The following is a 26498-nucleotide window of genomic DNA, read 5'->3' as shown; positions in this document are numbered from 1 at the left end:
TCAGTGCTCCGCGTCCTCGGCCAGCCACGCCAGCACGAGGATGAGCAGGCCCCAGACGATGAAGAGTGCCGTCGGAAACAGGGGCAGCCCGAAGATCCTCAAATCACCGTCCCACAATGCAAGCAGCGGAAAGTTGAGCAGCAGCAACGCGGCCGCGAAGAGCGCGATCAAGCGCTGCGAGCGGATCGGCGTGTTCATCGCCGTGTGGCTCAGGCGGCCTTCTTGGTCGCGTTCATGTGGGCGTGCCGGCCCAGCGCGAAGCTGGTGAAGAACTTGCACCAGATCGTCGTGCCGGCGATGGCGCTCCATTGGTCATAGCTCAGCGTGCCGGTGACCACGCCGCCGATCACGAACAGGATGACGATGCCGCCGATGCCATTGATCGTCAGCTCGTAGGGCGCCCAGCGGGCCGCGTCGGGCGGCGGTTCGCCACGCTTGAGCGCGACCTCGGAAAAATCCCGCTTGACCAGGATGCGCCAGCAGCGGCGCAGCCAGAAGAAGGCGATCGGGAACAGCGCGAGAAAAAGTATCCACGTCATTGCGACGCCGATGTCGAACACCATGCTGTGTCTCCTCCCCCGCCTCTGCCGCGCGCAACGGCACGACGGGTGTATCAGTGAAAAGGCCCCGCCAGAACGGCTGGCAGGGCCTCTCATTAAACCACCGGCGCGGCAGGGCCGCGACGGTGTCCTGCTCGGCTTCGGCCGGAACTCAGTGAGCGCCGTCCACCACCTTCGAACCGCGCGGGATGCGCACGGATTCGACCATGTGCTGGATGTGCTCCGGCGGCTCCTTGGTCACCTTGTCGACCAGGAAGGCGACAATGAAGTTCACCAGCGCACCGACCGCACCGAAGGCTTCCGGCGTGATGCCGAAGAAGGAATTCGCGCCACCGATCATGTCGACGAAGTCCGTGCCCTTGATGAAGAAGATGCCCTTGTGCGCGAACACGTAGAACAGCGTGACCGCGAGACCCGCCAGCATGCCGGCGATGGCGCCTTCCTTGTTCATCTTCTTCGAGAAGATGCCCATCATGATGGCCGGGAACAGCGACGATGCCGCGATACCGAAGGCCAGCGCCACGGTACCTGCCGCGAAGCCCGGCGGGTTCAGGCCGAGATAGCCCGAAATCACGATGGCCACCGCCATGGCGATCTTGCCCGCCAGCAGCTCGCCCTTCTCGCTGATGTTCGGGTTGAACACGCCCTTGACCAGGTCATGCGACACGGCGGACGAAATCGCCATCAGCAGACCGGCAGCGGTCGACAGTGCGGCAGCCAGACCACCGGCAGCCACCAGCGCGATCACCCAGTTCGGCAGCAGCGCGATTTCCGGGTTGGCCAGCACGATGATGTCGGCGTTCACCGTCAGCTCGTTGCCCTTCCAGCCCGCGGCTTCGGCCTTGGCCTTGGCTTCGTCGCTCTTGGTCTTGTCGTCGTAGTACTGGATGCGGCCGTCGCCGTTCTTGTCTTCCCACTTCAGAAGACCGGTCTTTTCCCAGCGCTTCATCCAGTCCGGACGGTCTTCGTTCTTGATGCTGGACTCGACGGCGTACAGGTCGCCGTTGGTCTTCACAGCGGTGTTGACCGTGCCGTGCAGGTTCATCTTGGCCATCGCGGCCACGGCCGGAGCGGTCGTGTAGAGGATGGCGATGAACACCAGCGCCCAGCCAGCCGACGAACGTGCGTCCTTGACCGTCGGAACGGTGAAGAAGCGCATGATCACGTGCGGCAGACCGGCGGTACCGATCATCAGCGACAGCGTGTAGACGAACATGTTGAGCGTCGAGCCCGCCGTGGTCGTCGTGTACTTGCCGAAGCCCAGTTCGGTCACGACCTGGTCGAGCTTGGCCAGCAGCGACACGTCGGTGCCGCTCAGCGTGCTGCCCAGACCCAGTTGCGGGAGCGGGTTGCCGGTGAACTGCAGCGAAATGAAGATGGCCGGGATGGTGTAGGCCAGGATGAGCACGATGTACTGCGCCACCTGGGTGTAGGTGATGCCCTTCATGCCGCCGAACACCGCATACAGGAACACGATGGCCTGGCCAACGTAGATGCCGGTGTCGCTGGACACGTTCAGGAAGCGCGAGAACGCCACACCGACGCCGGTCATCTGACCGATGATGTAGGTGGTCGACGCGGTCAGCAGGCAGATCACCGCGACGGTCGACGCCGACTTCGAGTAGAAGCGGTCGCCGATGAACTGCGGCACGGTGAACTTGCCGAACTTGCGCAGGTACGGTGCCAGCAGCATGGCCAGCAGCACGTATCCGCCGGTCCAGCCCATCAGGAACAGGCCGCCGCCGTAACCCATGTTGGAAATCAGGCCGGCCATCGAGATGAAGGACGCAGCCGACATCCAGTCGGCGGCCGTTGCCATGCCGTTGGTGATCGGATGCACGCTGCCGCCGGCGGCGTAGAACTCGCTGGTCGAACCGGCACGCGCCCAGATGGCGATGCCGATGTAGAGCGCGAAGCTCAGACCGACAACGATGTAGATGGTTGTTTGAAGGTCCATGTGATCAATCCTCGTGAACGTCGAACTGGCGGTCGATGTCACCCATCTTTTTCGCGTAGTAGAAAATCAGCGCGATGAAGATGTAGATCGAACCCTGTTGGGCGAACCAGAAGCCGAGCGGGTAGCCGCCCAGGTGGATGCCGTTGAGTGCGTCAGCGAACAGGATGCCTGCGCCGAACGAGACTGCGAACCAGATGATCAGGATCCTGGTCAGCAGTCCCAGCGTGGCTTTCCAGTAGCCTTGGCTGTTACTGTCCATGGGTACTCCTCCTCCTGTGTTTATGAACAACCCGGTTTATCCAGCCTGCCGGAGGGTATCCGGCAGCCCCGCGCCCGGGCGCCTTGAGTGCAGCGTGGCGGATGCTAGGGAGCGAACCTTACGGCAAGCTTATAAACGCACCGCTCACCGCCGCTTATTTTTTGTGCACCGCAACCTGCGAGCCGCGTCGGCGCTGGGTTCCGCGCCACCGCTCGAATACGCCCCTGAATACGCACGTCATCAAGGCAGCCCTCTGCCCTTCAGGCAGGCTGCCGTTATCGATGTGGCGACGCGACGGCGACCGTGCAGCAGCGAAGATCTCCGGCGTACCGACGGAACGACCGCGCGCGCACTTGTCCGAAGTCATGTGCAGTGCAACAGGAACTCCGTAAGATTCGACGCGTAATGTTTCCCCGTCCATCCGAACCTTTTCCGGCAATCTCATGACCGCTTACACCCCTCCGCTGTCCGGCAAGAAAGGCCTCGTGGTCGGTCTTGCCAACGATCGCAGCATCGCCTGGGGCTGCGCGCAGGCGGCCCGTGCCCAGGGCGCCGATCTGGTGCTGTCCTGCCTCAACGACAAGGCGGCGCATTACGTTGCGCCGCTGGCCGATCAGCTCGCCTCGCCACTGTTCACCTGCGACGTGGAGAGGGACGGCGACCTGGAAACACTGGTCGCCGCCGCGATCGCCCATCTGGGCCAGCTCGATTTCGTCATCCACTCGATCGCCTGGGCGCCGCTGGAGGATCTGCACGGCCGCGTGATCGACAGTTCGAGCGCGGGCTTCGCGCGCGCGATGGACATTTCCTGCCACAGCTTCGCCGCGCTGGCCCGCCTGTGTGCGCCGCATATGAGCGCCGGCGGCAGCCTGGTCACGATGTCCTATCTCGGCGCCGACGAGGCGGTGCCGAACTACGGCCTGATGGGGCCGGTCAAGGCCGCGCTGGAATCGATGGTGCGCTACATGGCGATGGAACTCGGCCCCGCCGGCATCCGCGTGCATGCCGTATCGCCCGGCCCGATCCTGACGCGCGCCGCCTCGGGCATCGCGTCCTTCGACGAACTGATGGACAGCGCCATACGCAAGTCGCCGCTGGGGCGTCTGGTCACGCTGGAGGAAATTGCCGGGCTGACCACCTTCCTGTGCTCGGACGCCGCCTCCGGCATGACCGGGCAGACCCTCTACGTCGATGCCGGCTATCACGCCGTCGACTGAACAGCCTTCCGACAGGGCCCACGCATGGACACCGCACAGCACGACACGACGACTCCCGAGTGGATCGAGAACATCACCTACGACGAACTGACGATAGGCCAGAGCGCCCGCCTGCTGCGCACGCTGACGCTGGCCGACATCCAGGCCTTCGCCGCGGTGTCCGGCGATACCAACCCGGCCCACATGAACCCGGCATACGCCGAGGAAACGCTGTTCCACGGCGTGATTGCGCATGGCATGTGGGGCGGCGCGCTGATCTCGGCGCTGCTGGGCACGCAGTTCCCGGGCCCCGGCACCATCTACCTCGAACAGGTGCTGCATTTCACCAAGCCGGTGCGCATCGGCGACACGCTGGCGGTGACCGCCACCGTCACCGGCAAGGACGACGCGAAGAAGCGGGTCGAACTGGATTGCCAGGTGGTGAACCAGAAAGGCGACCGTGTGCTGCACGGCACCGCCCGCGTGCTGGCGCCGACGCAGAAGGTGCGGCTGGAGCACGTGCGCGCACCGCAGATCCGGCTGTTCGATCCGGAGGCGCGCTTCCGCGAACTGCTGGCGCTCGGCGACGGCATTCCGCCAGTGCGCTGCGGCGTGGTACACCCGTGTGACGTCGAGTCGCTGAGCGGCGCGATGGACTCCGCCCGCCACGGCCTGATCATTCCGGTGCTGATCGGGCCGGAAGCGCGCATCCGCCACCTCGCCGCCGAAGCAGGGATCGACCTCAATGCCGCAGAGATCGTCGGCGTACCGCACAGCCATGCGGCAGCAGACAAGGCTGCCGACATGGCGGCCGCCGGCGAGGTCGACATCCTGATGAAGGGCAGCCTGCACACCGACGAGATGATTCACGCCGTGCTGTCCCGTCCGGCGCTGCGCACCGGCCGCCGCATGTCGCACGTGTTCCGCTTCGACGTGCCGCTGTACAGCAAGCCGCTGCTGATCACCGACGCCGCGCTGAACATCCGGCCGTCGCTGACCGAGAAGGTGGACATCGTGCAGAACGCGATCGACTTCGCGCGCATCCTCGGCGTGAAGCAGCCCAAGGTCGCCGTGCTGTCGGCGGTCGAAACGGTCAATCCGAACATCCCGTCGACGCTGGACGCGGCCGCGCTGTGCAAGATGGCCGATCGCGGCCAGATCACCGGCGGCCTGCTCGACGGTCCGCTCGCTTTCGACAACGCCATCTCCGCGCGCGCGGCACAGGTGAAGCATATCCAGTCGCCGGTCGCCGGCGACGCAGACATCCTCGCGGTGCCGGATCTGGAAAGCGGCAACATGCTGGCCAAGCAGCTGGAATACCTCGGCGGCGCCAGCGGTTCGGGTCTGGTGCTCGGCGCCCGTGTGCCGATCGCGCTGACCAGCCGCGCCGACGGACCGATGACCCGCGTCGCCTCGGCGCTGCTGGCACTGCTCGCCGCCCACAACGCACGCCGCGACCACCCACGCGAAGCGTGGTCTCAGCACTGAGCCGGACTCACACCGATGGCCATCCTGTCCGTCAACGCCGGCTCATCCACGCTGAAGTTCTCCATTCACCCGCTGCGCGACGGCGAGGTGCAGGCCAGCCTGCTGACCGGCAGCATCCAGGGTCTGGAGCCCGGCGGCACGCCGGACATGGGCTGGACGCTGAACGGTCGTCGCGGCCGGCGTTCGCTTGAAGCCAGTGCCGCGCCCTTCGCCGCCGCGCTGGCAGGGCTGCGCGAACTGCTGGACAGCGAAACCGGCATCCCGGCCATCGACGCGGTGTCGCACCGCGTCGTGCATGGCGGCCGCGACTTCCGCGACAGCGTCGTCGTCACCGACGGCATCCTCGCGCGCCTGAGCCGGCTCGATTCACTGGCGCCGCTGCACCAGCCGCACAATGTCGCAGGCATCCGCGCCTTCCGCGAAGCCTTCCCGTCGCTGCCGCAAATCGCCTGCTTCGACACCGCCTTCCACGCCGACCTGCCGGAGGTCGCGAGCCGCTTCGCGCTGCCGCGCGCGATGCACGACGATGGCGTGCGCCGCTACGGCTTTCACGGCCTGTCCTACCAGTACATCATGGGCACGCTGCAGCGGCACTCGCCGCGCGCGAGCGGCCGCGTACTGATGGCCCACCTCGGCAACGGCGCCAGCCTGTGCGCCGCCGTCGATGGCCGCAGCCAGGCCACCACCATGGGCTTCTCCGCGCTGGACGGCCTGATGATGGGCACACGCAGCGGCACGCTCGACGCCGGCGTACTGCTCTATCTGATGGAACAGGGCTGGGACCACGACCGGCTGCAGTCACTGCTGTACCGGCAGAGCGGCCTGCTCGGCGTATCCGGCATCTCGGCCGACATGCGCCGGCTGCGTGCCGACGCCGGCGCAGCGGCGCGCGAGGCGGTCGAACTGTTCACCTACCGCATCGTGCGGGAGGCCGGCGCGATGGCCGCCTGCATTGGCGGCCTCGACCTGATCGCCTTCAGTGGCGGCATCGGCGAACACGACGCGACGCTGCGTGCCGACGTGTGCGCCGCGCTCGCATGGATGGGCGTGCGCGTGGACGGTGCGCGCAACGCCGCCGCCGGCGACGCGGTACAGCGCATCGACAGCGACGACAGCAGCATCGAAGTGTGGGTCGTGCCGACCGACGAAGGCCGCGTCGCCGCACAGGCGGCCGCCGCGCTGATCGCGGCGCGCTGACTCAAGAAAACGCTGGGCCGCTCCCGAGTTTTCTTGCCCCCTCGGGGGGCCTGACGCGAAGCGGCAGGTCTGGGGGCGCTCAGCCGCGCTGGCGGAAGGTGACGTAGTAGACGCCGGCCACCAGGATGCTGCCGCCGACGATATTGCCCAGCGTCGCGGCCAGCAGGTTGGACAGCATGCCCGCCAGGTTCAGGCCCGACAGATCGACGCCCGCCGGCACAACGCCGCCGGCATGCAGCAGCATCCCCATCGGGATGAAATACATATTGGCGATGCAGTGCTCGAAACCGGCGGCGACGAAGGCCGACACCGGGAAGATGATGGCCAGCACCTTGTCGGTCACGCTGCGCCCGGCGGTGGCCAGCCACACGGCGAGGCAGACCAGCGCATTGCACAGGACGCCCTTCATGAACACGGTGGTGAAGGAACTGGCGGTCTTGCCGGCCGCCACCTTCACATAGGCTTCGGCCACCGCGCCACCATTCATGTCGGTATGGTGCGACAGCATCACCAGCGCCACCATGCCCAGCGCGCCGACCGCGTTCGTCACATAGACGATGGCCCAGTTGCGCGCCAGCAGGCTGAACGGAATGCGCCCCTCGGCCCAGGCCATGACCAGGAAGTTGTTGCCGGTGAACAGTTCGGCACCGGCCACCGCCACCAGTATCAGACCGAGCGAGAACGCCAGCCCGCCGAGCACCCGGGTCAGCGCGAAGCCGAGCGACGCATCGCTGGCGACCAGCGTGAAATAGAGCGCGCCGAAGCTGATGAAGGCGCCGGCCAGGATGCCCAGCATGGCCATCGTGCGCAGCGGCAGATTGGCCTTCACGACGCCGATGTTCTCGACCTTTTCCGCGATCTCCTTCGGCGAGTACAGATCGATACCCAGATTGCTGGCCATGCGGATGCTCCTCTCTGTTGTTCTCTGTGCGTTCTGACCCGTCTCCTGCGGGCAGCCGACAGTGTAGGATGTGGTCCTTGCTGCCGGTAGAGCCGGCAGTCGCGGACAGCCCGTCTGTACCGCGAGCGGAACACCCTCCAGCCGAATCAGCCTGACGCACAGTGCGCGCGAACAACCTTCCGCGCCTGCGCCCCGCCGGACCACCCGTCACGGCCAAGCGTCGCCGGGGAATCGCAGTACCGCGTGCGCACGCACCGGGATTCCTCGTCAGCCCAAGAACCTGACGGAGACAACCGAATGAAGAGCCGCCTCACCCTCACGCTCGACGACGCGAAGCAGATCGCTGCCGCCGCCGAGGCCGAAGCACTGAAACGCAACTGGCCGGTCACCATTGCCATCGTCGACGACGGCGGCAACCTGATGTGGCTGCAGCGCCTCGACGGCGCGCCGCCGATGAGCACCCAGATCGCCCCCGAGAAGGCCCGCACCTGCGCGCTGGCGCGCAAGCCGAGCAAGGCGATCGAGGACGTCGTGAACAGCGGCCGTCTGGCGGCGCTGCGCATGCCGGTACTGCCGCTGGAAGGCGGCGAAATGATCATCGTCAATGGCGAATGCGTCGGCGGCGTCGGCGTGTCCGGCGTCAAGTCGAGCGAGGACGCCATCGTCGCCCGTGCCGGCATCGCCGCCATCGGCGCCAGCTGGGAAATTCCGCTCTGAACGCCGCGCGCTGACCGGCTGGCCCCGCGGCCGGGGGTCAGCGCCCGAGCAGCCCTTTCAGCTTGTCGCCGACCTGCTGCTCGACCTTCTCCTTCGCCTTCTCCTGCAGCTTCTGCGTCTGTTCCTCGACCTTGGCGCGCGCGGCGTCCTTGACCAGGTCGCCGAACTCGATCTTGTAGTCGAGGCTGGCGAACGGTCCGTACAGGCGCACCGGCACGGTGACGCCCCTGAGCTCGGCCGCTGACTTGCCGTCCTGGCCCTTGCTGGTCGCCGCAAGCGTCACCTTCGCAAGGTAGTCGAGACTGGACTTCGGCAGGTCGATGGTGCCGGCACCGGCCAGACGCAGGAAGGGCGAGCTGGCCGTCAGGTCGTCGTTGCGTGCGATGCCGTCCTTGATGCGGAAGCTGGCGCTCATTTCCGAGAAATCGGTCTTTTCGGTCGCGTTCGCCTTCTGCGCCGCCGCGCCACCGCCCAGCGCCGCCTTCGCCTCGCGCAGGCTTTTCGCCAGATTGATGCCGCGGATCGCGCCGTCGCGCAGCTTCAGCGAGGCGCTGCCGTCGAGCGCCTTCTTCAGCGCACCGACCGTGCCACCGGCCGTCACCAGGTCTAGCGACACGTTGCCGCGACCTTCCAGCAGGTCCTTGTCCGCCGCGTCCTTCAACAGCGGATGGATGTCGATATCGGCCAGGGTCTGCTTGAGCGCAATGCGATTGCCCTCCGCGTTCAGGCTCAGCGCGCCGCTGGCCGTGCCGCGGTAGAGCGCCGCCGACAGCGGTGCGACATCGACCTTGCCATTGGCCGCCTTCACGGTCAGCCGCACATTCGTCATCCGCACGCCGGACACCTGCAGTTCGCCCACCTTGACGCTGCCGCTGGCGTTGAGGTCGCGCAGCGCCGACAGATCGACCGGCGTGTCGTCCGCATTGCCGGCCGGCTTTGCATCCGCCTTTGCTGGCGGCAGGTAGCGGTCGACGTCGAGGCGGTCGATGTCGACATCGAAATTCAGCGCCAGCGGCTCGAGCCGTGTGGCGCCAAGCTTCAGCTTGATCTGGCTGTCGTCGAGCCGGGTGGCGAGGTCGAGCGCCGCGGTCTGCTTGCCGACGTCGGCCTGCAGCGCGCCCTTGACCGGCAGCTTCACCGTCTTCATCGGCAACGCCGGGTGAGCGACATCGACGGTGCCGTCCAGCGCCGGCAGATCGATGGCCGGGCCATCGATACGCACGTTCAGCGGCGTCTGCAGCGAGGCCTTGACGGTGGCGTCGTTCATCCGCGCATCGACGTTCAGCACCAGACCGCTGGCCTTGACCTCCTCCGCGCTGCCCTCCAGCCCCTTGAACTGCAGCGCCAGATCCGCGGCGCGCGCCTTCGATTCGAGCCGCGCGCTGACGCTGACGTCGCCGCCGCGCAATGCGCCGTCCGCCAGCTGCACTGCCGGCGCCGACAGCTTGGCGCTCAGCGCCTCGCCATCGCGGGTCGCCACGGCATCGAGCTGCAGCTTCTGCAGCTCCAGCTGTCCTTCGCCCGCCAGCGCAATGCGGGACGCACCCAGCGTCGCCTTCAGCGCCTGCAGATCGAGCGCCTCGCCATCGACTCTCACGTTCAGATCGTCGAGCGCGTAACGCTGCGCCGGCAGGTCGTAGTCGTAGGTGGCGGCCAGCACGATGCGGCTGTCGATCGCCGGCTGCGTGGACTTGAGGTGCGCCGCCAGATCGAGTTTGCCGCGCGCTGCATTGGCCAGCTTGCCGAGCGACAGTTCGATCTCTTCCAGCTGGTGCGCGGCGCCCGAGGCCTCGTCGCGGAAGGCCAGCGCCGAGCGCGACAACTTCAGTCCGGCGACGTCGAACCTGACCGGCGAACTGTCGTCGCTGTCGTCGGACAGCAGGTCGCTGAAGTTGAAGCTGCCGTCCTTGTGCCGCGTGATCTGGATGTAGGCACCTTCGATGCGGATCTCGTCCACCACCAGTGAGCCCGACAGCAGCGGCATCACGGCGACCGACACGCGCGCCGCGTCGACCTGTGCGAAACGTTCGGCACTGCTGTGCTCGGACAGCGTGGTGCGACCCAGACGGAGACCGAGATTGGGGTAGAAGGACAGATCGACGTCGCCTTCGATGTCCAGCGTGCGCTGCTTCTGCTCCTGCACGACACGCTTCAGTTCGTCCTTGAGCTTCGCCGCATCGAAGGTGATCGCGACGTAGAGCACGACGGCGGCCAGCAGCGCTGCAATACCGCCCAGCGCGAATGCTGCGTATTTCAGTACTTTCATGCCTTCTCCATGCGAAACAGGCGGACCGGGCTCGCCGACCTCCGGCACGTCGCGGCGCCCGCCGCCGGGCGGGCACTCGCAAGGACATGGCAGACGAATCAGGTAACGGCGAACCGCGGCCGCAGTGGCGACCGTTCAGGATGACAGCGCCCGACCGGACACTCGATGAGCACGATGGTCCGCGAGCGTAACAGAGAAGCCTGCGCGCCGGCCTGGGCGCAGCGCACACAGTCGCCTGTGCTATCTTCGCGCTGGCTGCATACGTCAGACATCCCCACCGAAAGAGGAGAACCGCATGAGCTTCATGTCCGAATTCAAAGCCTTCGCCATGAAGGGCAATGTGGTCGACCTGGCGGTCGGCGTCATCATCGGCGCAGCCTTCGGCAAGATCGTCGACTCCGTCGTCGGCGACCTGATCATGCCCATCGTCGGTGCGCTGTTCGGCGGCCTCGATTTCAGCCAGTTCTTCATCGTGCTGAAGGACATCCCGCCGGGCGTGCCGGAAACGCTGGCCGACCTGAAGAAGGCTGGCGTGCCGGTGTTCGCCTGGGGAAGCTTCCTCACCGTCGCGCTGAATTTCGTCATCCTTGCCTTCATCATCTTCATCATGGTGAAGCAGATCAACCGGCTGAAGCGCGAAGAGCCTGCCGCACCTGCGGCGCCGGCCGAGCCGCCGGAAGAGGTCGTGCTGCTGCGCCAGATCCGCGATTCGCTGCAGAAGTAAGCGGCGGCGGCGGAAAAGAAAAAAGGAGCCGTGAGGCTCCTTTTTCGTTGGTGGGCCGACATCTCAGGCAGCCGGCTGTTCTTCCGCCCGCTTGCCGTCGTCGGCCACGCGCTCAAGCCGGTAACCGTAGTTGTAGGTGGAGGCGAGGCGGTAGCCGTTTTCCGGCCGCAGCGCGAGCTTGGAGCGCACGCGCGACATGTGGGTATCGACGGTGCGCGTCGGCACGTCGCCCTTGCGGCCCCACAGCGATTCGAGCAGATGACCCCGCGATACCAGGCGGCCGACGTTGCGGAACAGGAAGACGGCCAGTTCGAACTCGCGCTCGGTCAGGTCTATCACCTCGCCGTTGAGGCGGGCGGTGTGCGAATTCATGTCGAACTGGTAGGGCGCGGCATCGATCACCGGCTGGTCGGCCGGCGGGCGGCTGCGCCGCAGCACGGCTTCGATCCGGGTGAGCAGTTCCATGCGTCGCGCCGGCTTGACGATGTAGTCGTCGGCGCCCGCTGCCAGCGCAGTCACGATGTCGTTCTCGTCCTGCCGGGCGGTGACGAAGATGACCGGAGTCGTCAGCCCGCGCTCGTTGCGCAGCCAGCGCAACACATCGGCGCCCGGCAGATCGGGCAGTTCCCAGTCGATCAGCAGCAGGTCGTAACTTTCCCGCACGGCTTCGCGCATCAGGTCGCGCGAGCGCATGAAGGTGTGAATGTCATGGCCGGCGGCACGCAGCCAGCTGCCAAGGATTTCGACCTGTACCGGGTCGTCTTCGAGCAATGCTATTCGGGCGGTCTGCACGGCGATTCTGTATCCGTAGGAAATAACCGGTTCAGAAGGCGTTCACGGCACGCGCAACGCGGACTGAAGGGTGACTGTGTAATTTCGTGACCTCCGGCCTGTAAGGCAGTATGCCCCAGTGTGCGGGTCAGCGCATCCGTTCGCCATCGAACAGACCGAGCATCCAGTCCAGCCAGCGCCGCGCCGGCTCACCATCGGCCGGTGCCCAGGACGCGAATTCGGCCTCGGTCAGCGCGCGGTAGGGTCCGGCTTTCGCCTCGAACATGACAGAACCGGGTTCGAGTGCCACCAGACTGTGAAACTGACCGTGCGCGATATCGACGCCGAAGCGCTCGCCATCGGGCGCCAGCACGCAGGTTTCCTGCACCGCGCCGCTGTCGTCGAAAAGGATGCAGCCCAATCGACCCTTCACGCAGAGGATGGTTTCATCCTTCAGCGGATCGAGATGTCGGTGGGGTCTGACATAGCTGTCGGGTTCGATGGCATTGAGCAGGCGGTGCGCCGGGTGATCGTCGTGTGGATGGAAGTTGCGGTTCATCCGCCGGCGCGGACTGCGCTGCGCCTCGGCAACCACGGTGTCGAGCAGTGCCCGGTCGAGCCAGCGCGCGCTCATGCCACGACCCTCCGGTCACTGCGTGACCACCTCCCCGAGGGAGGACGAGCGCCCTCTTCGGGCGGCCGGGCGAGGGCGCTCATGCCACGACCCTCCGGTCACTGCGTGACCACCTCCCCGAGGGAGGACGAGCGCCTTCTTCGGGCGGCCGGGCGAGGGCGCTCATGCCACGACCCTCCGGTCACTGCGCGACCACCTCTCCGAGGGAGGACAAGCGCCCTCTTCGGGCGGCCGGGCGAGGGCGCTCATGCGTACGCCACCGATACCGCGTCGGCCGGCAGCCAGTCGCGCAGACCGTCGAACAGCGCGTCGTCTAGCCTGACCCGCCACGGATCACCGAAATCGAGCGGCGCGACGGCGTCGTTGCTGCGGTAGTGCAGGCGGACCGCGCAGCCGCTTTCGGTACGGAAGGGTTCGAGCAGGCTGCGCAGCCGGGCGCAGGCGGCGTGCGCGCCGAGCGTCGCCACTTCGCCGTTCAGCTTCAGTTCGAGCCGGCGCGCGAAGCGGGCCCGCGCCTCGCCGGCGCTGAGCAGGCTGTCGGCGACGACGCGCATCGAGTTCGAGTACTCGTCGAACTGCGCCCGGCCCTCGACCACCAGCACCTCGTCCTCGCGCAGCTTGTTGCGCGACGCTTCGTACAGCTCGTTGAATACCGACACCTCGATCTGCGCCGTACCGTCGTCGAGCGCGACGAAGGCCATCTTGCCGCGACGCGTCATCTGCACGCGCGAGCTGACGACCAGCCCCGCCACCACGGTCGGGTCACGCGAAGACTCAAGCTGCGCCAGCTTGCGCCGGGCGAAGCGCGAAAACTCCTGCGCGTAGCTGTTGTAGGGGTGGCCGGACAGGTAGAAGCCGAGCGCCTGCTTCTCGTTGGCCAGCTTTTCGCGCTCGCTCCACGGCTTGACCTGCACGTACTCCGGCGCGCGCGCGCCGGTGCCGCTCGGGGCGTCGTCGAACAGGCCACCCTGGTGCGCGTTGGCCGCCGCCTGTTCGGCTGCCTCCATCGCCAGCGCGACGCTGCTCATCAGCGTGTTGCGGTCGTGCGGCGTGCCGGCGATGGTCGCGTCGAAGGCACCGGCGCGGATCAGCGCCTCGATGGTGCGACGGTTCACCATGCGGCGGTCGACGCGCAGGCAGAAGTCGAAAATGTCCTTGAACGGCCCGCCCGACTTGCGGGCGTCGAGGATGCAGTTCACCGCCTGTTCGCCGGTGCCCTTGACCGCGCCCAAGCCGTAGCGGATTTCGCTGCGCGACACCGGCACGAAGCGGTATTCGGACTGGTTCACGTCCGGCGGCAGGATGGTGAGACGGTTCTTCTTCGCGTCCAGGTAGAAAATGTTCACCGTGTCGGTGTTGTCCATGTCGGACGACAGCGACGCGGCCATGAAGGCGGCGCAGTGGTGGGCCTTCAGCCAGGCGGTGTGGTAGGTGACGACGGCATAGGCGGCGGTGTGCGACTTGTTGAAGCCGTACTCCGCGAACTTGGTCATCAGGTCGAACAGCTGTTCGGCCAGTGCCGGGTCGTAGCCCTTCTCCTTCGCACCGGCGGCGATGGTCTCCCGGTGCTTGGCCATTTCCTCGGGCTTCTTCTTGCCCATGGCCCGGCGCAGCATGTCCGCACCACCGAGCGTATAGCCGCCGATGATCTGCGAAATCTGCATCACCTGTTCCTGGTACACGATGACGCCGTAGGTCGGCGACAGGCAGGCTTCCAGGTCCGGGTGGAAATAGTCGATCGCCTGCTGGCCCTTCTTGCGCAGGATGAAGTCATCCACCATGCCTGAACCGAGCGGGCCCGGGCGGTACAGCGCCAGCACGGCGATGATGTCTTCGAAGCGGTCCGGCGCGAGCTTGCCGAGCAGCTTCTTCATGCCCTCGGATTCAAGCTGGAAGATGGCGGTGGTGTTCGCGTCCTTCAGGATCTGATAGGCGGCCGGGTCGGTGAAGGGCAGGCTCAGCAGGTCCGGCCTCTCGCCTGTCATGCGCTCGATGTAATCGACCGCCAGTTCGATAATCGTCAGGTTGCGCAGGCCGAGAAAGTCGAACTTCACCAGACCGATGGCTTCGACGTCGTCCTTGTCGAACTGGCTCACCGGCGAGGCGTCGTCGCCGTCCTGCTGGTAGAGCGGGCAGAAGTCGGTCAGCTTGCCCGGCGCGATCAGCACGCCACCGGCGTGCATGCCGACGCCGCGGGTCAGGCCTTCCAGCGGTTCGGCCAGGCGCAGCAGTTCGCGCACCTCCTCTTCCGCCTGTTCGCGCTCGGCCAGCTGCGGCGCCTGTTCGCGCGCCTCGGCCAGCGACAGCGGCTTGTTCTGCACCACCGGAATCAGCTTCGACAGCTGGTCGCAGAAGTTGTAGCCCATGTCGAGCACGCGGCCGACGTCGCGGATGACGGCGCGCGACGCCATCGTGCCGTAAGTGGCGATCTGGCTCACCGCGTCGGCGCCATACTTCTGGCGCACGTACTCGATCACCTTCCAGCGGTTGTCCTGGCAGAAGTCCACGTCGAAGTCGGGCATGGACACCCGCTCCGGATTCAGGAATCGCTCGAACAGCAGCGCGTAGGCAAGCGGATCGAGGTCGGTGATGCCGAGCGAGTAGGCAACCAGCGAACCGGCGCCGGAGCCGCGGCCCGGACCGACCGGCACGCCGTTCTTCTTCGCCCAGTTGATGAAGTCGGCCACGATCAGGAAGTAGCCGGGGAAGCCCATCTGGATGATGGTGTCGCACTCGAACTTGAGCCGCGCCTCGTACTCCGGCCGCTTCTGTTCACGCACCGTCTCGTCCGGATAGAGCTGGGCCAAGCGCTTCTCCAGGCCTTCCTTTGCCTCGGCGATCATGAATTCGTCGATGGTCATGCCGGGCGGCGTCGGGAACTGCGGCAGGTAGTTCTTGCCCAGCGTCAGCGTCAGGTTGCAGCGTCGCGCCAGCTCGACCGCGTTGTGCAGCGCCTCCGGAATGTCGGCGAACAGCTCGGCCATTTCGGCCGAGGTCTTGAAGTACTGCTGCTCGGTGAAATCACGCGGCCGGCGCTTGTCGCTCAGCACATAGCCCTGGGCGATGCAGACGCGCGCCTCGTGCGCCTTGAAGTCGTCCGGCGACATGAACTGCACCGGGTGCGTCGCCACCACCGGAATGTCCATTTCGGACGCCAGCGCGCAGGCGTCGGCGATATAGGTTTCGGTGTTCGGGTGGCCGGCGCGCTGCAGCTCGATATGGAAGTCGCCGTCGAACAGCCGCAGCCATTCGGCCGCCGCGCGGCGAGCCGAATCCATATTGCCGGCCAGCAGCGCCATGCCGACGTCGCCCAGCATGCCGCCCGACAGCGCGATCAGACCGGCCGTGCCTTCGCCGTCGCGCTCCAGCCACTCGCGGCGCAGTTCGGCGCGGCCGCGGTACTTGTTCTCCAGGTAGGCGCGGGTGAGCAGCCGGCACAAGGTGCCGTAGCCCTCGCGGTTGCGCGCCAGCAGCAGCAGGCGATGCGGCTTGTCGCGCTCGGCGTCGTTGCTGACATAGACATCGACCGCGCAGATCGGCTTCACGCCCTTGCCGCGCGCCGCCTTGTACAGCTTGACCAGACCGAACACGTTGGCGAGGTCGGAAATGGCGATGGCCGGCATGCCGTCCTTCGCGGCGGCCTTGACCGCAGCGTCAACGGTGACGATGCCGTCGACCACCGAGTACTCGCTGTGGATGCGCAGGTGGACGAAAGGAGGGGGGGCCTCGGCGGCCGGGGAGAGGGTGGTGCTGTCGGAGCTCATCCGGCGATTTTACTCGGCCACGCCGAACGTAACGACCGCGGGTGCGACTGCGCTAGCATCGTCGCTTTCCGTCACCGCCGGACACCATGCGCCGCCACCTCCTGCCCATCGCGCTGCTCGCGCTCGCCCTGCCCGCCGCCGCACAGAAGGACCGCGACTGGCCCACCTTCGGCCTGGACCACGCCAACACGCGGCTGGCCGACCTGCCGGCGATCACGCCGAAGACGGTGAAGAAGCTGGTGCCGAAGTGGATCTATCAAAGCGGTGTCGCGGCAACCTTCCAGGCGACGCCCATCGTCACCGGCGGCCGCATGTACGTGTCGCTGCCCGGTTCGCACGTGGTGGCGCTGGATGCGCGGACCGGCGCCGAGCTGTGGCGCTACACGCACCGGAAGCGCACCGACAAGCTGTGCTGCGGCCCGGCCAACCGCGGTGTCGCGGTGGATGACGGCCGCGTGTTCGTCGCCACCGTCGATGCGCGCCTGGTTGCGCTCGACGCCGCCACCGGCAAACCGGCCTGGGACATCGAACTGGCGCGGCCGGACAGCGCGCTGACCGAAAGCGGCGAAGGCATCAAGGGCGAGGTCGGCGGCGGCTCGGGGGTGGGCGCGGCAGCGGCGCCGCTGGTGGTGGACGGCAAGGTGATCGTTGGCATCAATGGCGTCGGCTACGGCCTGCACATCGACGCCCAGGGACGCGCCGGCCAGCTGGCCGCCGTGGTGGGCATCGCCGGCAAGTACGGCGGCATCGGCTTTCTCGCCGCCTTCGACGCGAAGACCGGCAAGCGCGTGTGGCAGTTCGACACCGTGCGCAAACCGCAGGACGGCGGCTGGGAAGGCGATTTCGTCGAGCGCACCGCCGACGGCCTGCCGCTGAACCGCGACATCGCCGCAGAGCGCGCCAATGCCGGCAAGTACGCCGACGCCTGGGAATACGGCGGCGGCTCGGTGTGGAACGCCCCGGCCTACGACGCGAAGAGCGGTCTGCTCTACTTCGGCACCGGCAACCCGAGCCCGCAGATCAATGACAGCACCCGCCCGGGCGACAACCTGTACACCGCCTCGCTGGTCGCCATCGACGCCCGCACTGGCCGCCACGCCTGGCACTTCCAGCAGATTCCGCACGACAAGTGGGGCTACGACGTCGCCAGCCCGCCGCTGCTGTTCGACCATCGCGAGCCGGACGGCCGGGTCGTTCCGGTGGTCGGCCAGGCGTCCAAGCTGGGCTGGTTCTACGTGCACGACCGCGCCACCGGCGCCCTGCTCTACAAGTCCGACGCCTTCGTGCCGCAGGACAATCTTTTCGCCGCCGCCAGCCGCGAAGGCACGCGCATCACGCCGGGCGTGGCCGGCGGCGTGAACTGGTCTCCGGCGGCCGTGGACACGCAACGAGGGCTGGCCTTCGTCGCCGCGATGCACATGCCCATGCGCTACTGGATCAAGGAAAGTGCGGCCACCGCCGACAAACCGGCGCAGCGCTACGACAGCATGGAACCGGCGGACGAGGCGCAATGGGGCGTGCTGGCGGCGATCGACCTGAAGCAGCGCGGCAGGCTGAAGTGGACGGTGAAGACCGATCAGCCGCTGATCGGCGGCGTGCTGGCACTGAAATCCGGCGTCGTGTTCACCGGCGAGGGCGACGGCCATCTGTCGGCCTTCGACAGCCTCTCGGGCAAGCGGCTGTGGCGCTTCCAGACCGGGGCCGGCGTCAATGCGCCGCCGATCGCCTACGTGCTCGACGGCAAGCCCTATGTCGCGGTGGCCGCCGGCGGCAGCGCGATCTGGGGCTACCGCCAGGGCGACGCGGTCGTCGTGTTCAGCCTGCCCGACTAAAGGTCGTCCACGGCCTTCAGCAGGCGGCGCAGCGCCGGCGGGTCGAGCCGCATCACGTATTCCAGCCCATCGACCTCGTCGATGAAGGAGGCGATGCGGCGGAAGCCGGTGCTGGCGAGCAGTGAGCACGAGGCGAGATTGTCCGGCCGCACCGACGCGATGAAGCGCGGTACGCCCTGATCGAGGTGCGCCCAACGCAGCAGCGCGATCAACGCTTCTCGCCCGAGGCCGCGGCGGCGGTGGGCCGGGTAGATGGTGTAGCCGGTCTCGACGCCGTCCGGCGCGTAGGGCAGCAGATATTCCGGTGCCGGCCGCGTGTGAAAGCCGGCGTGGCCGACCATTTCACCGCTGTCGCGCAGGGCGATGGCGCGCACCGACCACGGCGCATAGTCCGGGTCAGACCTCAGGTCGGCCAGTCGCAGTGCCGCCAGATCGGCTTCGGCGAGCCAGTCCTCGGCGACGGTCAGACCGATCAGCCCGGACAGATCCCGCACACCGCAACCCTCGGCCGACGCCTGCAGGAAGTCGGCGCTCATCGGTCGCAGCAACAGACGAGGGGTCAGGATATCCACGGTCGGGCAGCATCGGACATTACGGGGCGAAGAAGATAGCCGGTCTGGCGCCGCCCTTCCAGCCCGGCAGGAAATGGTGCATTGCGTTCACAAATTTTTCCCCTAAAGAAACTTTCTTGATCGTCGTCAACCCCTTCTCACTCAAGAACGAGGTCGATCATGAATCTGCACGCCCTGAGTCTGCGCACCAAGCTGCTGGCATCCACAGTCATCACCGTCCTGCTCTGCTTCTCGGTCACGCTGGGGGTGCTCGCCTGGCGCAGCCATCAGGCGGTGCTGGAACAGGGTCTGGCACGGGCTGAGAGCGTGGCCGCCTCGGTCGCGCACGACGTCGGCGCCAACCTCGACGAAGCGATGGCCGTGTCGTCCACGCTGGCACTGTCGCTCGAAGGCCTGCACGCGAAGGGCTCGCCCGACCGCGACGCGGTCAGCCGCCTGCTGCGCCGTACGCTGGAAGGCCGCCCGGCACTGCTTGGCGTCTACACCGGCTGGGAAGCCAACGCCTTCGACGGTCGCGATGCCGACTTCGCCGGCAGCACCGGTCATGACGCCAGCGGCCGCTTCGTGCCCTACTGGAGCCGCAGCGGCGACAAGCTGTCGGTCGAAGCGCTGGTCGATTACGACAAGCCGGGCGCCGGTGACTATTACCAGCAGCCGAAGAAGACCGGCCGCGCCTATCTCGCCGAGCCTTATGAATACGTGGTCGGCGGCCGGAAGATGCTGATCACCTCGCTGGTCAAGCCGCTGGCCGTCAATGGCCGCTTCGCCGGCATCGCCGGCGTCGATATGGCGCTCGACCGGCTGGCCGACGACCTCGGCCGCATCAAGCCCTTCGACGTCGGCACCGTTGCGCTGTACGCGCCGTCCGGCCTCGTCGTCGCGCACACCGACGCCGCCCGCATCGGGAAGCCGGCCGCCGATCTGCCGGCCGACGCACTGGCCGCGCTGCGCGAAGGTCGCAGCCTGCAGTGGCGCGATGCCGCCGGCGTGCGCCACTTCCTGCAGCGCGTGTCGCTGAGCGACGGCGACGCCTGGTGGGGCAGCGTGGTGTCGGTGCCGGAAGACGTGATCACCGCGTCGGCCAATGCGCTGCGCAACACCGCCATCGTCATGGGCATCGTCAGCGTGCTGCTGACCGCCGGCGTGCTGTTCGCACTGCTCGGTGCGATGACCCGGCCGCTGGAAACCCTGGCCGACGCGATGCAGGCGCTGGCCAGCGGTGAAGGCGACCTGACGCGCCGCCTGCCGGAAACCCGCAGCAAGGACGAGCTGGGTCGTGTCGCCACCTCGGTGAACGCCTTCCTCGGCAGCCTGCAGCGCATGTTCATCGAAGTGCGCGATCAGAGCCACACGCTGGTCGGCGGCATCCGCGAAGTGTCGGACGCCACCAGCCACATCGCCGGCAGTTCGCGCTCGCTGGCCGGCACCACCGGTGACAACGCGGCGACCATCGAGGAAATCACGGTGTCGATCGGCCACATCGCCAGTCACGCCAACGACGCCAATGGCGTCATGCTGGACACGCACACCGCGTCGCAGCGCAGTGGCGAGGCGGTGCGCGGCATGCAGACGCATATGCGCGACATCGCCGGCAGCATGGAAACACTGGCCGGTTCGCTGACCGGCCTGGCCGAACGTTCGGTGCAGATCAACGGCATCGTGCAGGTGATCCGTGAAATCGCTGACCAGACCAATCTGCTCGCGCTCAATGCCGCGATCGAAGCCGCCCGCGCCGGCGAGCAGGGCCGCGGCTTCGCCGTCGTCGCCGACGAGGTGCGCAAGCTGGCCGAACGCACCAGCAATGCCACCACCGAAATCCGCGACATGATCGCCGCGATGCACAGCGAAACCGACCGCGCAGTGGAAAGCATGAATAGCACGCGCGAAGCGGTCGAGTCGGGCGTCGAACGCGCCGCCCGCGTGGCCGAGGAGATCGGCGGCATCGAGGCCGGCATGCAGCGCGCCGCCGAACGGGTACGCGAGATCGCCGAAGCGACGCAGGAGCAGTCGGCCGCCACCACCGCGCTGGCACAGTCGGCGGAACAGGCGTCCGAAGTGGTGCAGAACACCGACGAAGCGATCCAGCGCACCTCGGCCACGCTGTCACAGATCGGTCGCGCCTCCGATCACCTGGGCGAACTGGTCGGACGCTTCAAGCTGTAAAAACGGTGCGGGCGGGAGAACATCCCGCCCGGGTCGGCGCAGGACTACGCTGTCCTACGCCGGACACCCACAGCCCTCATGGCAGCGCACACCTAGGATGAGGACTCGGCGGCAAGTCGCCGCACTCATTACCGAGGAGACGTCATGAGCAATCGCACTGTCATCGAAGTCCTGAATACCCTGATCGAGACCTGCAAGGACGGCGAGTACGGCTTCAACGAATGCGCCGAACACGCCCAGGCCGGACAGCTCAAGGCGCTGTTCAACAACCGCGCGCTGGAATGCCGCGCGGCCGCACTCGAACTTCAGCAGATCGTTGCCGCGTCCGGCGGCGAACCCGATACCAGCGGCACCGTGAGCGGCGCCCTGCACCGTGGCTGGGTGTCACTGCGCAGCGCACTGCCGGGTGACGACAACGTGGCCATGCTGAACGAGGCCGAACGCGGTGAGGACAAGGCGCTGCAGCGCTACCGCGAAGCGCTGTTCCAGCCGCTGCCGTCCGACGTGCGCATCGTGGTGCAGCGCCAGCTGGCCGGTGTGCAGCGCAACCATGACCAGATCCGCATGCTGCGCGATCAGTATCGCGCCGTGGCCTGACCGGCCTGGCACCCGCAACGGGGACCGCCTGCGGGCGGTCCCGCACGCTGCTTCTCCCGCTTCATCCTGAAGCGCTCAACGCGACAGCATGGTCGCCAGCGCGATGACGACGAACACCAGCAGCCCGGTCCCGGCGATGGTGATCACGCGGACGCGCAACCTGAGCGCCCCGATCTCTCCCACCAGCTGCGCGTTCTGTTCGGCCAGCGAGCGAATGAGCTGGGACGACGCGAGCGCCTCCTTCTGCAACTCAGTCACCGCCTGTTCCAGCGCAGCGATGCGCACGTCGTCGCTGGCGCCGGGCGGTGCGACCACCGACGGCTCCTCACCCTTCTTCCGCTTCTTCGCGACACGCTCCCACAGCGCGTTGGCGCCCTGCACGACAGACGGTGCGGCGGCGATGACGTCGCCCCAGGGGACTGCCTTGACGGCGCCGAGCAGACTGATGGACATGGATGGACCTCGACGGATAGCTGGAACGTCAGCCTACGTTCACCACTTCGCCAGATCAATGCCGAAGGTGAACATGACGCCGGCGGTGCCCAGCAGCGCCACCTGCGCGCTGTAGCGGTCCACCTGGTAGCCGAGCGCCGGAATGACGGCGAAGGCCACACCATTGTGGTTGAACGGAATCTTGTCCTCGTAGCGACCGGTGTAGCCGAGCAGCGCACCGGCAGTCACCTTCACGTACAGATTGGAACTGATCGAGTCCAGATCCCAGCGCTTGCCGGCGTAGTAGTACTCGGTCGGCTGGTCGAAGGAGTTGCGCAGGAAGGATGCGCCGGCCAGCCATTGCGACGGCGCCATGTATTCGAGGCCGATCAGGCCGGGCGTGTTCTTGTGGTCCGGGTCGTGGTCCCAGTGGTGGACGTAGGGGCCCAGCTGCAGACTCAGCACATGGTTGCCCTCATCGGCGAAAGCCGGTGCGGCGACGATCAGACAGGCGCTGGCGAGCAGCGCATACAGGGTATTGTTTTTCGATTGCACGATGCCTTGCCCTGGATGGAATATGAATGGGGCAGGCATGGTGCGGGTCATGTTCCCGCAAACGATGTCCGCAGTGTTGCCGGATGTTTCACCGCGTCGCGCGCCGGCGGACCAGCCAGTGATCGGCGGACAGCATGCCGGGCCCGAAGGTGAGCACAGCCAGCAGGCCGGCGCCCCACCACAGATGGGACTGCACGGCGGCCGGGCACTCGAAAGCCCACAGCGCAGGATACGCCAGCAGCGCCATCGCATTGACGACGGTCAGTCCGAGCGCGGCGAAGCGACCGGCCAGACCGATGGCGAGCAGCGGCGGCAGCAGCAGTTCGCCGGCCGTACCGAGAAAAGCGGCCAGCGCCGGCGGCAGCAGCGGCACTGAATATTCCTCGGTGAACAGGAAGAGCGTGGTGTCCCAGTCCTCGATCTTGGTCAGGCCGGCCTTGAAGAAGACCGACGCGATGAACAGGCGCAGCGCGAGCAGCAGCAGCGGGCGGCCGAGGTCGGCCACACGGGCAAAGGGTGTGGCAAGGTCGTAAAGACGGAGGACTGCGTTCATGTCGGTTCTCCCAATGTTTCAGGCAGGTGCAGCCAGCCGCCAGCGAGTGCCTGCGCGACGGCGGCTGCAAGATCGAAATGCGGGTCGGTCGTGCGGGCTGCAGCCCACGCTTCGCCCAGCGGCGCGCCATCGACCAGCGCCCGCCAGAGGGCATGCGTTGCCGGTTGCAGCGCATCGACGCGCACCCGGTGGCGTTCGCGCCAGACGACGGCGTGTTGCGGCAGATCGAGGTCGATGGTGAGCCTGAGCTGATGCGAACCATCGGCCTCCGGCTGGTGTTGCAGCCAGATGTCGACCACCGGCCAGCGGCTGGCGTGCAGTGCGAAACCGGGCGTCATCTGCAGGCGCAAGTCCGCCAGCGCCTCGGGCGCCAGTCCGGCGAACAGCTCGCCGCCGGCCGGCTGCGCGTCGGCTGCCATCATCGCCACATGCACCGACCATTCGAGACGGGCGACGTCCGGCAGATAGGGCAGCGCGCGCACCGGCTCGAAATCGTCGAGGAAGGCGGCGAAGCGCTCGCCGTAATGGTTCAGGTCGCCGTCGCGCGACGGACAGGCCGCGCGATAGCGGCGCGCCAGCGCATCGAAGTAGTCATCGCCAGTGATCAGACGGCAGACCGGGTAGGCCAGCCGCAGCGCCGCTGTCGCGTTGGCGATCGAGGTGGCGCGGTAGATCGACAGCAGCGCGCGGTTGCGAACGTCGTCGCCCGCCAGCAGCGGCAGCGCGTCGTCCTCGCCGTCGGCTGACGACAGCGCGGCGCCGAAGCGGCGCTGCACCTCACGCAGCGCGGGCATGGTCGAGCTCCCGATCAAGGCCGCCGATGCGGTCGGCCTGCGCCGCCTCGGCCAGCAGCAGGTCGAGCTCGGGCAGGTCGGTGTCCCACTCGATCAGCGCCGGCGCGCCGACACCGCGCAGCCGCACATCGCGCAGCAGCGCCCATACGTCGTCGCAGACGCGGCTGCCGTGGGTGTCGATCAGGCCGTATTCGGTCACCGCGTGACCGGCCAGGTGGATTTCGCCGACCGCGTGCATGGGCAGGCGGTCGAGCGCGTCCAGCGGGTCGCCGCCGAAGTTGCGCGCATTCACGTACAGATTGTTCAGATCGAGCAGCAGACCGCAGCCGGTCAGACAGACCAGTTCGGCCAGGAAGTCGGCTTCGCTCATTTCGCTGTCGCGGAACTGCACGTAGGCCGACAGGTTTTCGAGCAGCACCGGCCGCTTCAGCCTGTCCTGCAGCGCGGACACCCGGCCGGCGACCAGCGCCAGCGCCTCACTGGTGTAGGGGAAGGGCAGCAGGTCGTTGTAATGACGATCGCCGATGCGACCCCAGCAAAGATGTTCCGACACCAGCGCCGGCTCGAAGCGATCGACCAGCGCGGCCAGCCGGTCGACGTGGGCGTCGCCGCCGCCGTCGGCCGATGCCAGTGCCAGACCGACGCCGTGCAGACTCAGCGGATAGCACTCGCGCGCACGCTGCAGCACCTGCAGCGCAGCGCCGCCGTCGTGGAAGAAATTCTCGCTGTGCACTTCGACGAAGCCCAGCGGCGGGCGCTCTTCGAGCACGAGTGCATAGTGCGGCTGGCGCAGGCCGATGCCGGTTGGAGATGCGATTTCCATGTCGGGAGGCCGGCGCGACGAGCGCGCCGGCTGCGCTCCGATTACTTGCCCGGCGCCATCGTCTTGCCACCCATCTTCTCGCAGGTGCCGGCGGCGACGAACTTCCACTCGTTCGGGTCGTTGTCCATCTTGGCCTGACCGGCACAGCTGTGGCTGCCGTTGGCAGACGCGCAGTCGTTGGCGCCCTTCTTGGCGACGCCGTAACACTTCTCCTTGCCCTTGTCATCGGCGGCGAAAGCGGGATTGGCGACCACGCCGAGCGCGATGACGGAAGCGAGTGCGGCATGCAGTGCAACGGATTTGCTCATTGATGTACTCCTCTGAAGTGACAGGCTGTAAGCCGCCTGAATGGCTTTGCACGGCAGTAGACCCGCGGCCGGCGACAACCTTACCGCCACCGTCGTGAAATATTTCGCGGCGCGCTCACCACAGCCAGGCGGCACCGCGCACGCCGGACGAATCGCCGTGCCGCGGCGGACACAGCCGGGTGACGATGCGGTCGGAAAACACATGGGGCGCCCACAGCTGCGGTACCCGCTGGTACAGCCGTCCGATCGAGGACAGACCGCCGCCGAGCACGATCACGTCCGGATCGAGCAGATTGATGACGCCGGCCAGCGCCCGCGCCAGCCGAGCCTCGTAGCGTCGCAGAGTCGCCTCGCAGGCGGCGTCGCCATCCGCGGCGCGGGCGACGATGCGCTCCGGCACCGCCGTCTCGCCGCTCGTCCGCAGGTGGTCGGCGGCCAGCGCCGGGCCGGACAGCCAGGTTTCGACGCAGCCGTGGCGGCCGCAGTAGCAGGCCGGTGCATGACCGCCGGTGTCGTCGCCCGGCGGCAGCGGGTTGTGCCCCCACTCGCCGGCAACGCCATTGGCGCCCTGCAGCACGCGACCATGGACCACGACGCCGCCACCGACGCCGGTACCGAGGATGACGCCGAAAACGACGTCGGCACCACGGCCGGCACCATCGACCGCCTCGGACAGCGCAAAGCAGTTGGCGTCGTTGGCCAGCCGCACGGTGCGACCGAGCGCCGCTTCGACGTCCTGCTTGAGCGGCTGGCCGTTGAGACAGGTCGAGTTGGCATTGCGCATGCGACCGTCGACCGGCGACTGCGAACCCGGTGTGCCAATGCCGACGCTGGCGCGCACGCCCAGTTCGCGCTCGGCCTGCGTCACCATGCCGGCGATCAGCGCCACCGTCGCCGCGTAGTCGCCGGCCGGTGTCGGCGCGCGTCGACGCAGGCGCACGGACCCGTCGTCGTCGATGGCGATCAGTTCGGTCTTGGTACCGCCCAGATCGACGCCTATGCGCATGGCGCCGCCACCGCTTTCCGCGCGACAATCGCTTTCGGTTTCAACAGGATTCCCGCTCTCATGATCATCACCTTCAAATCACGTGCAACCGCCGACACCATCATGTTCGGCGACAACGCCAGACAGCTGCTGTCGCTGATGGGCAAGCCCTTCGACACCAAGGGCATTATCACGCTGGAGCAGCTGCCGGCCGCCATCGATGCGCTGAAGCAGGCCGCCGCCGCGAGCCGGGACGCCGAGCGCGCCCAGCCACAGGACGACGACGGCGCCGAGGATAAGCCGCCGGCCATGCTGATGCCGGTGTCGCTGGCACAGCGCGCGGCACCGCTGATCGAGCAGCTCGAACGTGCGCTGAAGGCGAAACAGCCGGTGATCTGGGAAAGCTGAGGACGCTCAAGGCGCGGCGGCGCCGGTCGTTGATGTGTGCGA

The 26498-nt window shown here is 67.2% G+C and carries 26 protein-coding genes; 9 read left to right on the top strand and 17 right to left on the bottom strand.

Annotation, left to right across the window (positions count from 1 at the left end; genetic code table 11):
* The 4 genes from WJU27_RS17935 to WJU27_RS17920 form a co-directional block, all read right to left on the bottom strand.
* Positions 1-198, bottom strand: coding sequence for a hypothetical protein (locus tag WJU27_RS17935; RefSeq protein WP_341422967.1), 198 nt, complete (start codon positions 196-198; stop codon positions 1-3).
* Between the two features lie 11 nt (positions 199-209).
* On the bottom strand, positions 210-563 hold the full coding sequence (locus WJU27_RS17930) for a hypothetical protein (RefSeq protein WP_020166205.1): 354 nt from the start codon (positions 561-563) through the stop codon (positions 210-212).
* A gap of 148 nt (positions 564-711) precedes the next feature.
* Positions 712-2517, bottom strand: a complete 1806-nt coding sequence (locus tag WJU27_RS17925; RefSeq protein WP_020166206.1) for a sodium:solute symporter family protein — start codon at positions 2515-2517, stop codon at positions 712-714.
* Between the two features lie 4 nt (positions 2518-2521).
* Entirely contained in the window at positions 2522-2776 is a 255-nt protein-coding gene (locus WJU27_RS17920) for a DUF4212 domain-containing protein (RefSeq protein ID WP_019916323.1), read from the bottom strand.
* A 443-nt stretch (positions 2777-3219) separates the two neighbouring features.
* Between WJU27_RS17920 and fabI the strand changes: the two genes are divergently transcribed.
* Genes fabI through WJU27_RS17905 form a run of 3 tightly spaced genes read left to right on the top strand, consistent with a single transcriptional unit; the run spans position 3220 to position 6657 of the window.
* Positions 3220-3993 (top strand): enoyl-ACP reductase FabI, encoded by a 774-nt coding sequence (gene fabI / locus WJU27_RS17915; RefSeq protein WP_341422966.1) that lies wholly within the window; start codon positions 3220-3222, stop codon positions 3991-3993.
* Between the two features lie 24 nt (positions 3994-4017).
* Positions 4018-5460, top strand: a complete 1443-nt coding sequence (locus WJU27_RS17910) for a bifunctional enoyl-CoA hydratase/phosphate acetyltransferase (protein WP_296813642.1) — start codon at positions 4018-4020, stop codon at positions 5458-5460.
* Between the two features lie 15 nt (positions 5461-5475).
* Positions 5476-6657 carry an acetate/propionate family kinase gene (locus tag WJU27_RS17905; RefSeq protein WP_341422965.1) on the top strand — a complete coding sequence of 394 codons (1182 nt, stop codon included), beginning with the start codon at positions 5476-5478 and terminating at the stop codon, positions 6655-6657.
* A gap of 79 nt (positions 6658-6736) precedes the next feature.
* Here WJU27_RS17905 and WJU27_RS17900 read toward each other — a convergent pair whose 3' ends face one another.
* Complete coding sequence (locus tag WJU27_RS17900; protein ID WP_020166210.1) at positions 6737-7558, bottom strand: formate/nitrite transporter family protein; 822 nt, start codon at positions 7556-7558, stop codon at positions 6737-6739.
* A 297-nt stretch (positions 7559-7855) separates the two neighbouring features.
* Here WJU27_RS17900 and WJU27_RS17895 point away from each other — a divergent pair, with 297 nt between their 5' ends.
* On the top strand, positions 7856-8275 hold the full coding sequence (locus WJU27_RS17895) for a GlcG/HbpS family heme-binding protein (protein ID WP_020166211.1): 420 nt from the start codon (positions 7856-7858) through the stop codon (positions 8273-8275).
* 37 nt (positions 8276-8312) lie between these two features.
* Here WJU27_RS17895 and WJU27_RS17890 read toward each other — a convergent pair whose 3' ends face one another.
* On the bottom strand, positions 8313-10541 hold the full coding sequence (locus WJU27_RS17890) for an AsmA family protein (protein ID WP_341422964.1): 2229 nt from the start codon (positions 10539-10541) through the stop codon (positions 8313-8315).
* Positions 10542-10836: 295 nt separating this feature from the next.
* Between WJU27_RS17890 and mscL the strand changes: the two genes are divergently transcribed.
* A complete protein-coding gene (gene mscL / locus WJU27_RS17885; RefSeq protein ID WP_304009840.1) occupies positions 10837-11265 on the top strand; it encodes a large conductance mechanosensitive channel protein MscL in 429 nt (142 codons plus the stop codon).
* 63 nt (positions 11266-11328) lie between these two features.
* Here mscL and WJU27_RS17880 read toward each other — a convergent pair whose 3' ends face one another.
* The 3 genes from WJU27_RS17880 to dnaE all read right to left on the bottom strand — a co-directional run bounded on the left by WJU27_RS17880 (position 11329) and on the right by dnaE (position 16434).
* Positions 11329-12057: a response regulator transcription factor gene (locus WJU27_RS17880; RefSeq protein WP_232416092.1), complete on the bottom strand. Its 729-nt coding sequence runs from the start codon at positions 12055-12057 to the stop codon at positions 11329-11331.
* A gap of 127 nt (positions 12058-12184) precedes the next feature.
* Positions 12185-12670, bottom strand: coding sequence for a WbuC family cupin fold metalloprotein (locus WJU27_RS17875; protein WP_020166214.1), 486 nt, complete (start codon positions 12668-12670; stop codon positions 12185-12187).
* 245 nt (positions 12671-12915) lie between these two features.
* Positions 12916-16434 carry a DNA polymerase III subunit alpha gene (gene dnaE, locus WJU27_RS17870; protein ID WP_341422963.1) on the bottom strand — a complete coding sequence of 1173 codons (3519 nt, stop codon included), beginning with the start codon at positions 16432-16434 and terminating at the stop codon, positions 12916-12918.
* Between the two features lie 86 nt (positions 16435-16520).
* Here dnaE and WJU27_RS17865 point away from each other — a divergent pair, with 86 nt between their 5' ends.
* On the top strand, positions 16521-18266 hold the full coding sequence (locus WJU27_RS17865) for a pyrroloquinoline quinone-dependent dehydrogenase (RefSeq protein ID WP_341422962.1): 1746 nt from the start codon (positions 16521-16523) through the stop codon (positions 18264-18266).
* Here the strand turns inward: WJU27_RS17865 and WJU27_RS17860 are convergent.
* On the bottom strand, positions 18263-18838 hold the full coding sequence (locus WJU27_RS17860; protein WP_296813630.1) for a GNAT family N-acetyltransferase: 576 nt from the start codon (positions 18836-18838) through the stop codon (positions 18263-18265). The two genes, WJU27_RS17865 and WJU27_RS17860, sit on opposite strands and share 4 nt — an antisense overlap.
* A gap of 159 nt (positions 18839-18997) precedes the next feature.
* On the opposite strand from WJU27_RS17860, the gene WJU27_RS17855 reads away from it, so the two are divergent.
* Together WJU27_RS17855 and WJU27_RS17850 are read left to right on the top strand one after the other, a co-directional pair.
* Positions 18998-21001: a methyl-accepting chemotaxis protein gene (locus WJU27_RS17855; protein WP_341422961.1), complete on the top strand. Its 2004-nt coding sequence runs from the start codon at positions 18998-19000 to the stop codon at positions 20999-21001.
* A 144-nt stretch (positions 21002-21145) separates the two neighbouring features.
* Positions 21146-21598, top strand: coding sequence for a PA2169 family four-helix-bundle protein (locus WJU27_RS17850; RefSeq protein ID WP_020166219.1), 453 nt, complete (start codon positions 21146-21148; stop codon positions 21596-21598).
* Between the two features lie 75 nt (positions 21599-21673).
* Here WJU27_RS17850 and WJU27_RS17845 read toward each other — a convergent pair whose 3' ends face one another.
* The 7 genes from WJU27_RS17845 to WJU27_RS17815 all read right to left on the bottom strand — a co-directional run bounded on the left by WJU27_RS17845 (position 21674) and on the right by WJU27_RS17815 (position 26069).
* Positions 21674-22051 (bottom strand): hypothetical protein, encoded by a 378-nt coding sequence (locus WJU27_RS17845; protein WP_341422960.1) that lies wholly within the window; start codon positions 22049-22051, stop codon positions 21674-21676.
* Between the two features lie 39 nt (positions 22052-22090).
* Positions 22091-22585, bottom strand: coding sequence for a hypothetical protein (locus WJU27_RS17840; RefSeq protein ID WP_341422959.1), 495 nt, complete (start codon positions 22583-22585; stop codon positions 22091-22093).
* 88 nt (positions 22586-22673) lie between these two features.
* Entirely contained in the window at positions 22674-23138 is a 465-nt protein-coding gene (locus WJU27_RS17835; RefSeq protein WP_341422958.1) for a DoxX family protein, read from the bottom strand.
* Positions 23135-23932 (bottom strand): DNA-binding domain-containing protein, encoded by a 798-nt coding sequence (locus WJU27_RS17830; RefSeq protein ID WP_341422957.1) that lies wholly within the window; start codon positions 23930-23932, stop codon positions 23135-23137. The genes WJU27_RS17835 and WJU27_RS17830 overlap by 4 nt, the downstream gene beginning before the upstream one ends.
* Positions 23916-24755 (bottom strand): MNIO family bufferin maturase, encoded by an 840-nt coding sequence (gene bufB, locus WJU27_RS17825; RefSeq protein WP_341422956.1) that lies wholly within the window; start codon positions 24753-24755, stop codon positions 23916-23918. Before bufB ends, WJU27_RS17830 begins: the two co-directional genes overlap by 17 nt.
* Before the next feature lie 41 nt (positions 24756-24796).
* Positions 24797-25063, bottom strand: a complete 267-nt coding sequence (locus tag WJU27_RS17820) for a BufA1 family periplasmic bufferin-type metallophore (RefSeq protein WP_341422955.1) — start codon at positions 25061-25063, stop codon at positions 24797-24799.
* A 115-nt stretch (positions 25064-25178) separates the two neighbouring features.
* Complete coding sequence (locus WJU27_RS17815) at positions 25179-26069, bottom strand: ROK family protein (RefSeq protein ID WP_341422954.1); 891 nt, start codon at positions 26067-26069, stop codon at positions 25179-25181.
* A 60-nt stretch (positions 26070-26129) separates the two neighbouring features.
* Between WJU27_RS17815 and WJU27_RS17810 the strand changes: the two genes are divergently transcribed.
* Positions 26130-26456: a DUF1840 domain-containing protein gene (locus WJU27_RS17810; RefSeq protein WP_020166226.1), complete on the top strand. Its 327-nt coding sequence runs from the start codon at positions 26130-26132 to the stop codon at positions 26454-26456.
* Positions 26457-26498 lie beyond the last annotated feature (42 nt).

It is taken from the genome of Methyloversatilis sp. NSM2, assembly GCF_038066675.1.
Lineage (GTDB): Bacteria > Pseudomonadota > Gammaproteobacteria > Burkholderiales > Rhodocyclaceae > Methyloversatilis > Methyloversatilis discipulorum_A.
The sequence above is the reverse complement of the archived record's forward strand: the minus strand, read 5'-3'. Positions and strand labels throughout refer to the sequence as shown.

Bases quoted from the DNA above. Each gene is read 5' to 3' on its own strand.
- WJU27_RS17935 (WP_341422967.1), bottom strand. From the start codon at position 198: ATGAACACGCCGATCCGCTCGCAGCGCTTGATCGCGCTCTTCGCGGCC.
- WJU27_RS17930 (WP_020166205.1), bottom strand. From the start codon at position 563: ATGGTGTTCGACATCGGCGTCGCAATGACGTGGATACTTTTTCTCGCG.
- WJU27_RS17925 (WP_020166206.1), bottom strand. From the start codon at position 2,517: ATGGACCTTCAAACAACCATCTACATCGTTGTCGGTCTGAGCTTCGCG.
- WJU27_RS17920 (WP_019916323.1), bottom strand. From the start codon at position 2,776: ATGGACAGTAACAGCCAAGGCTACTGGAAAGCCACGCTGGGACTGCTG.
- fabI (WP_341422966.1), top strand. From the start codon at position 3,220: ATGACCGCTTACACCCCTCCGCTGTCCGGCAAGAAAGGCCTCGTGGTC.
- WJU27_RS17910 (WP_296813642.1), top strand. From the start codon at position 4,018: ATGGACACCGCACAGCACGACACGACGACTCCCGAGTGGATCGAGAAC.
- WJU27_RS17905 (WP_341422965.1), top strand. From the start codon at position 5,476: ATGGCCATCCTGTCCGTCAACGCCGGCTCATCCACGCTGAAGTTCTCC.
- WJU27_RS17900 (WP_020166210.1), bottom strand. From the start codon at position 7,558: ATGGCCAGCAATCTGGGTATCGATCTGTACTCGCCGAAGGAGATCGCG.
- WJU27_RS17895 (WP_020166211.1), top strand. From the start codon at position 7,856: ATGAAGAGCCGCCTCACCCTCACGCTCGACGACGCGAAGCAGATCGCT.
- WJU27_RS17890 (WP_341422964.1), bottom strand. From the start codon at position 10,541: ATGAAAGTACTGAAATACGCAGCATTCGCGCTGGGCGGTATTGCAGCG.
- mscL (WP_304009840.1), top strand. From the start codon at position 10,837: ATGAGCTTCATGTCCGAATTCAAAGCCTTCGCCATGAAGGGCAATGTG.
- WJU27_RS17875 (WP_020166214.1), bottom strand. From the start codon at position 12,670: ATGAGCGCGCGCTGGCTCGACCGGGCACTGCTCGACACCGTGGTTGCC.
- dnaE (WP_341422963.1), bottom strand. From the start codon at position 16,434: ATGAGCTCCGACAGCACCACCCTCTCCCCGGCCGCCGAGGCCCCCCCT.
- WJU27_RS17865 (WP_341422962.1), top strand. From the start codon at position 16,521: ATGCGCCGCCACCTCCTGCCCATCGCGCTGCTCGCGCTCGCCCTGCCC.
- WJU27_RS17855 (WP_341422961.1), top strand. From the start codon at position 18,998: ATGAATCTGCACGCCCTGAGTCTGCGCACCAAGCTGCTGGCATCCACA.
- WJU27_RS17850 (WP_020166219.1), top strand. From the start codon at position 21,146: ATGAGCAATCGCACTGTCATCGAAGTCCTGAATACCCTGATCGAGACC.
- WJU27_RS17845 (WP_341422960.1), bottom strand. From the start codon at position 22,051: ATGTCCATCAGTCTGCTCGGCGCCGTCAAGGCAGTCCCCTGGGGCGAC.
- WJU27_RS17835 (WP_341422958.1), bottom strand. From the start codon at position 23,138: ATGAACGCAGTCCTCCGTCTTTACGACCTTGCCACACCCTTTGCCCGT.
- WJU27_RS17830 (WP_341422957.1), bottom strand. From the start codon at position 23,932: ATGCCCGCGCTGCGTGAGGTGCAGCGCCGCTTCGGCGCCGCGCTGTCG.
- bufB (WP_341422956.1), bottom strand. From the start codon at position 24,755: ATGGAAATCGCATCTCCAACCGGCATCGGCCTGCGCCAGCCGCACTAT.
- WJU27_RS17820 (WP_341422955.1), bottom strand. From the start codon at position 25,063: ATGAGCAAATCCGTTGCACTGCATGCCGCACTCGCTTCCGTCATCGCG.
- WJU27_RS17815 (WP_341422954.1), bottom strand. From the start codon at position 26,069: ATGCGCATAGGCGTCGATCTGGGCGGTACCAAGACCGAACTGATCGCC.
- WJU27_RS17810 (WP_020166226.1), top strand. From the start codon at position 26,130: ATGATCATCACCTTCAAATCACGTGCAACCGCCGACACCATCATGTTC.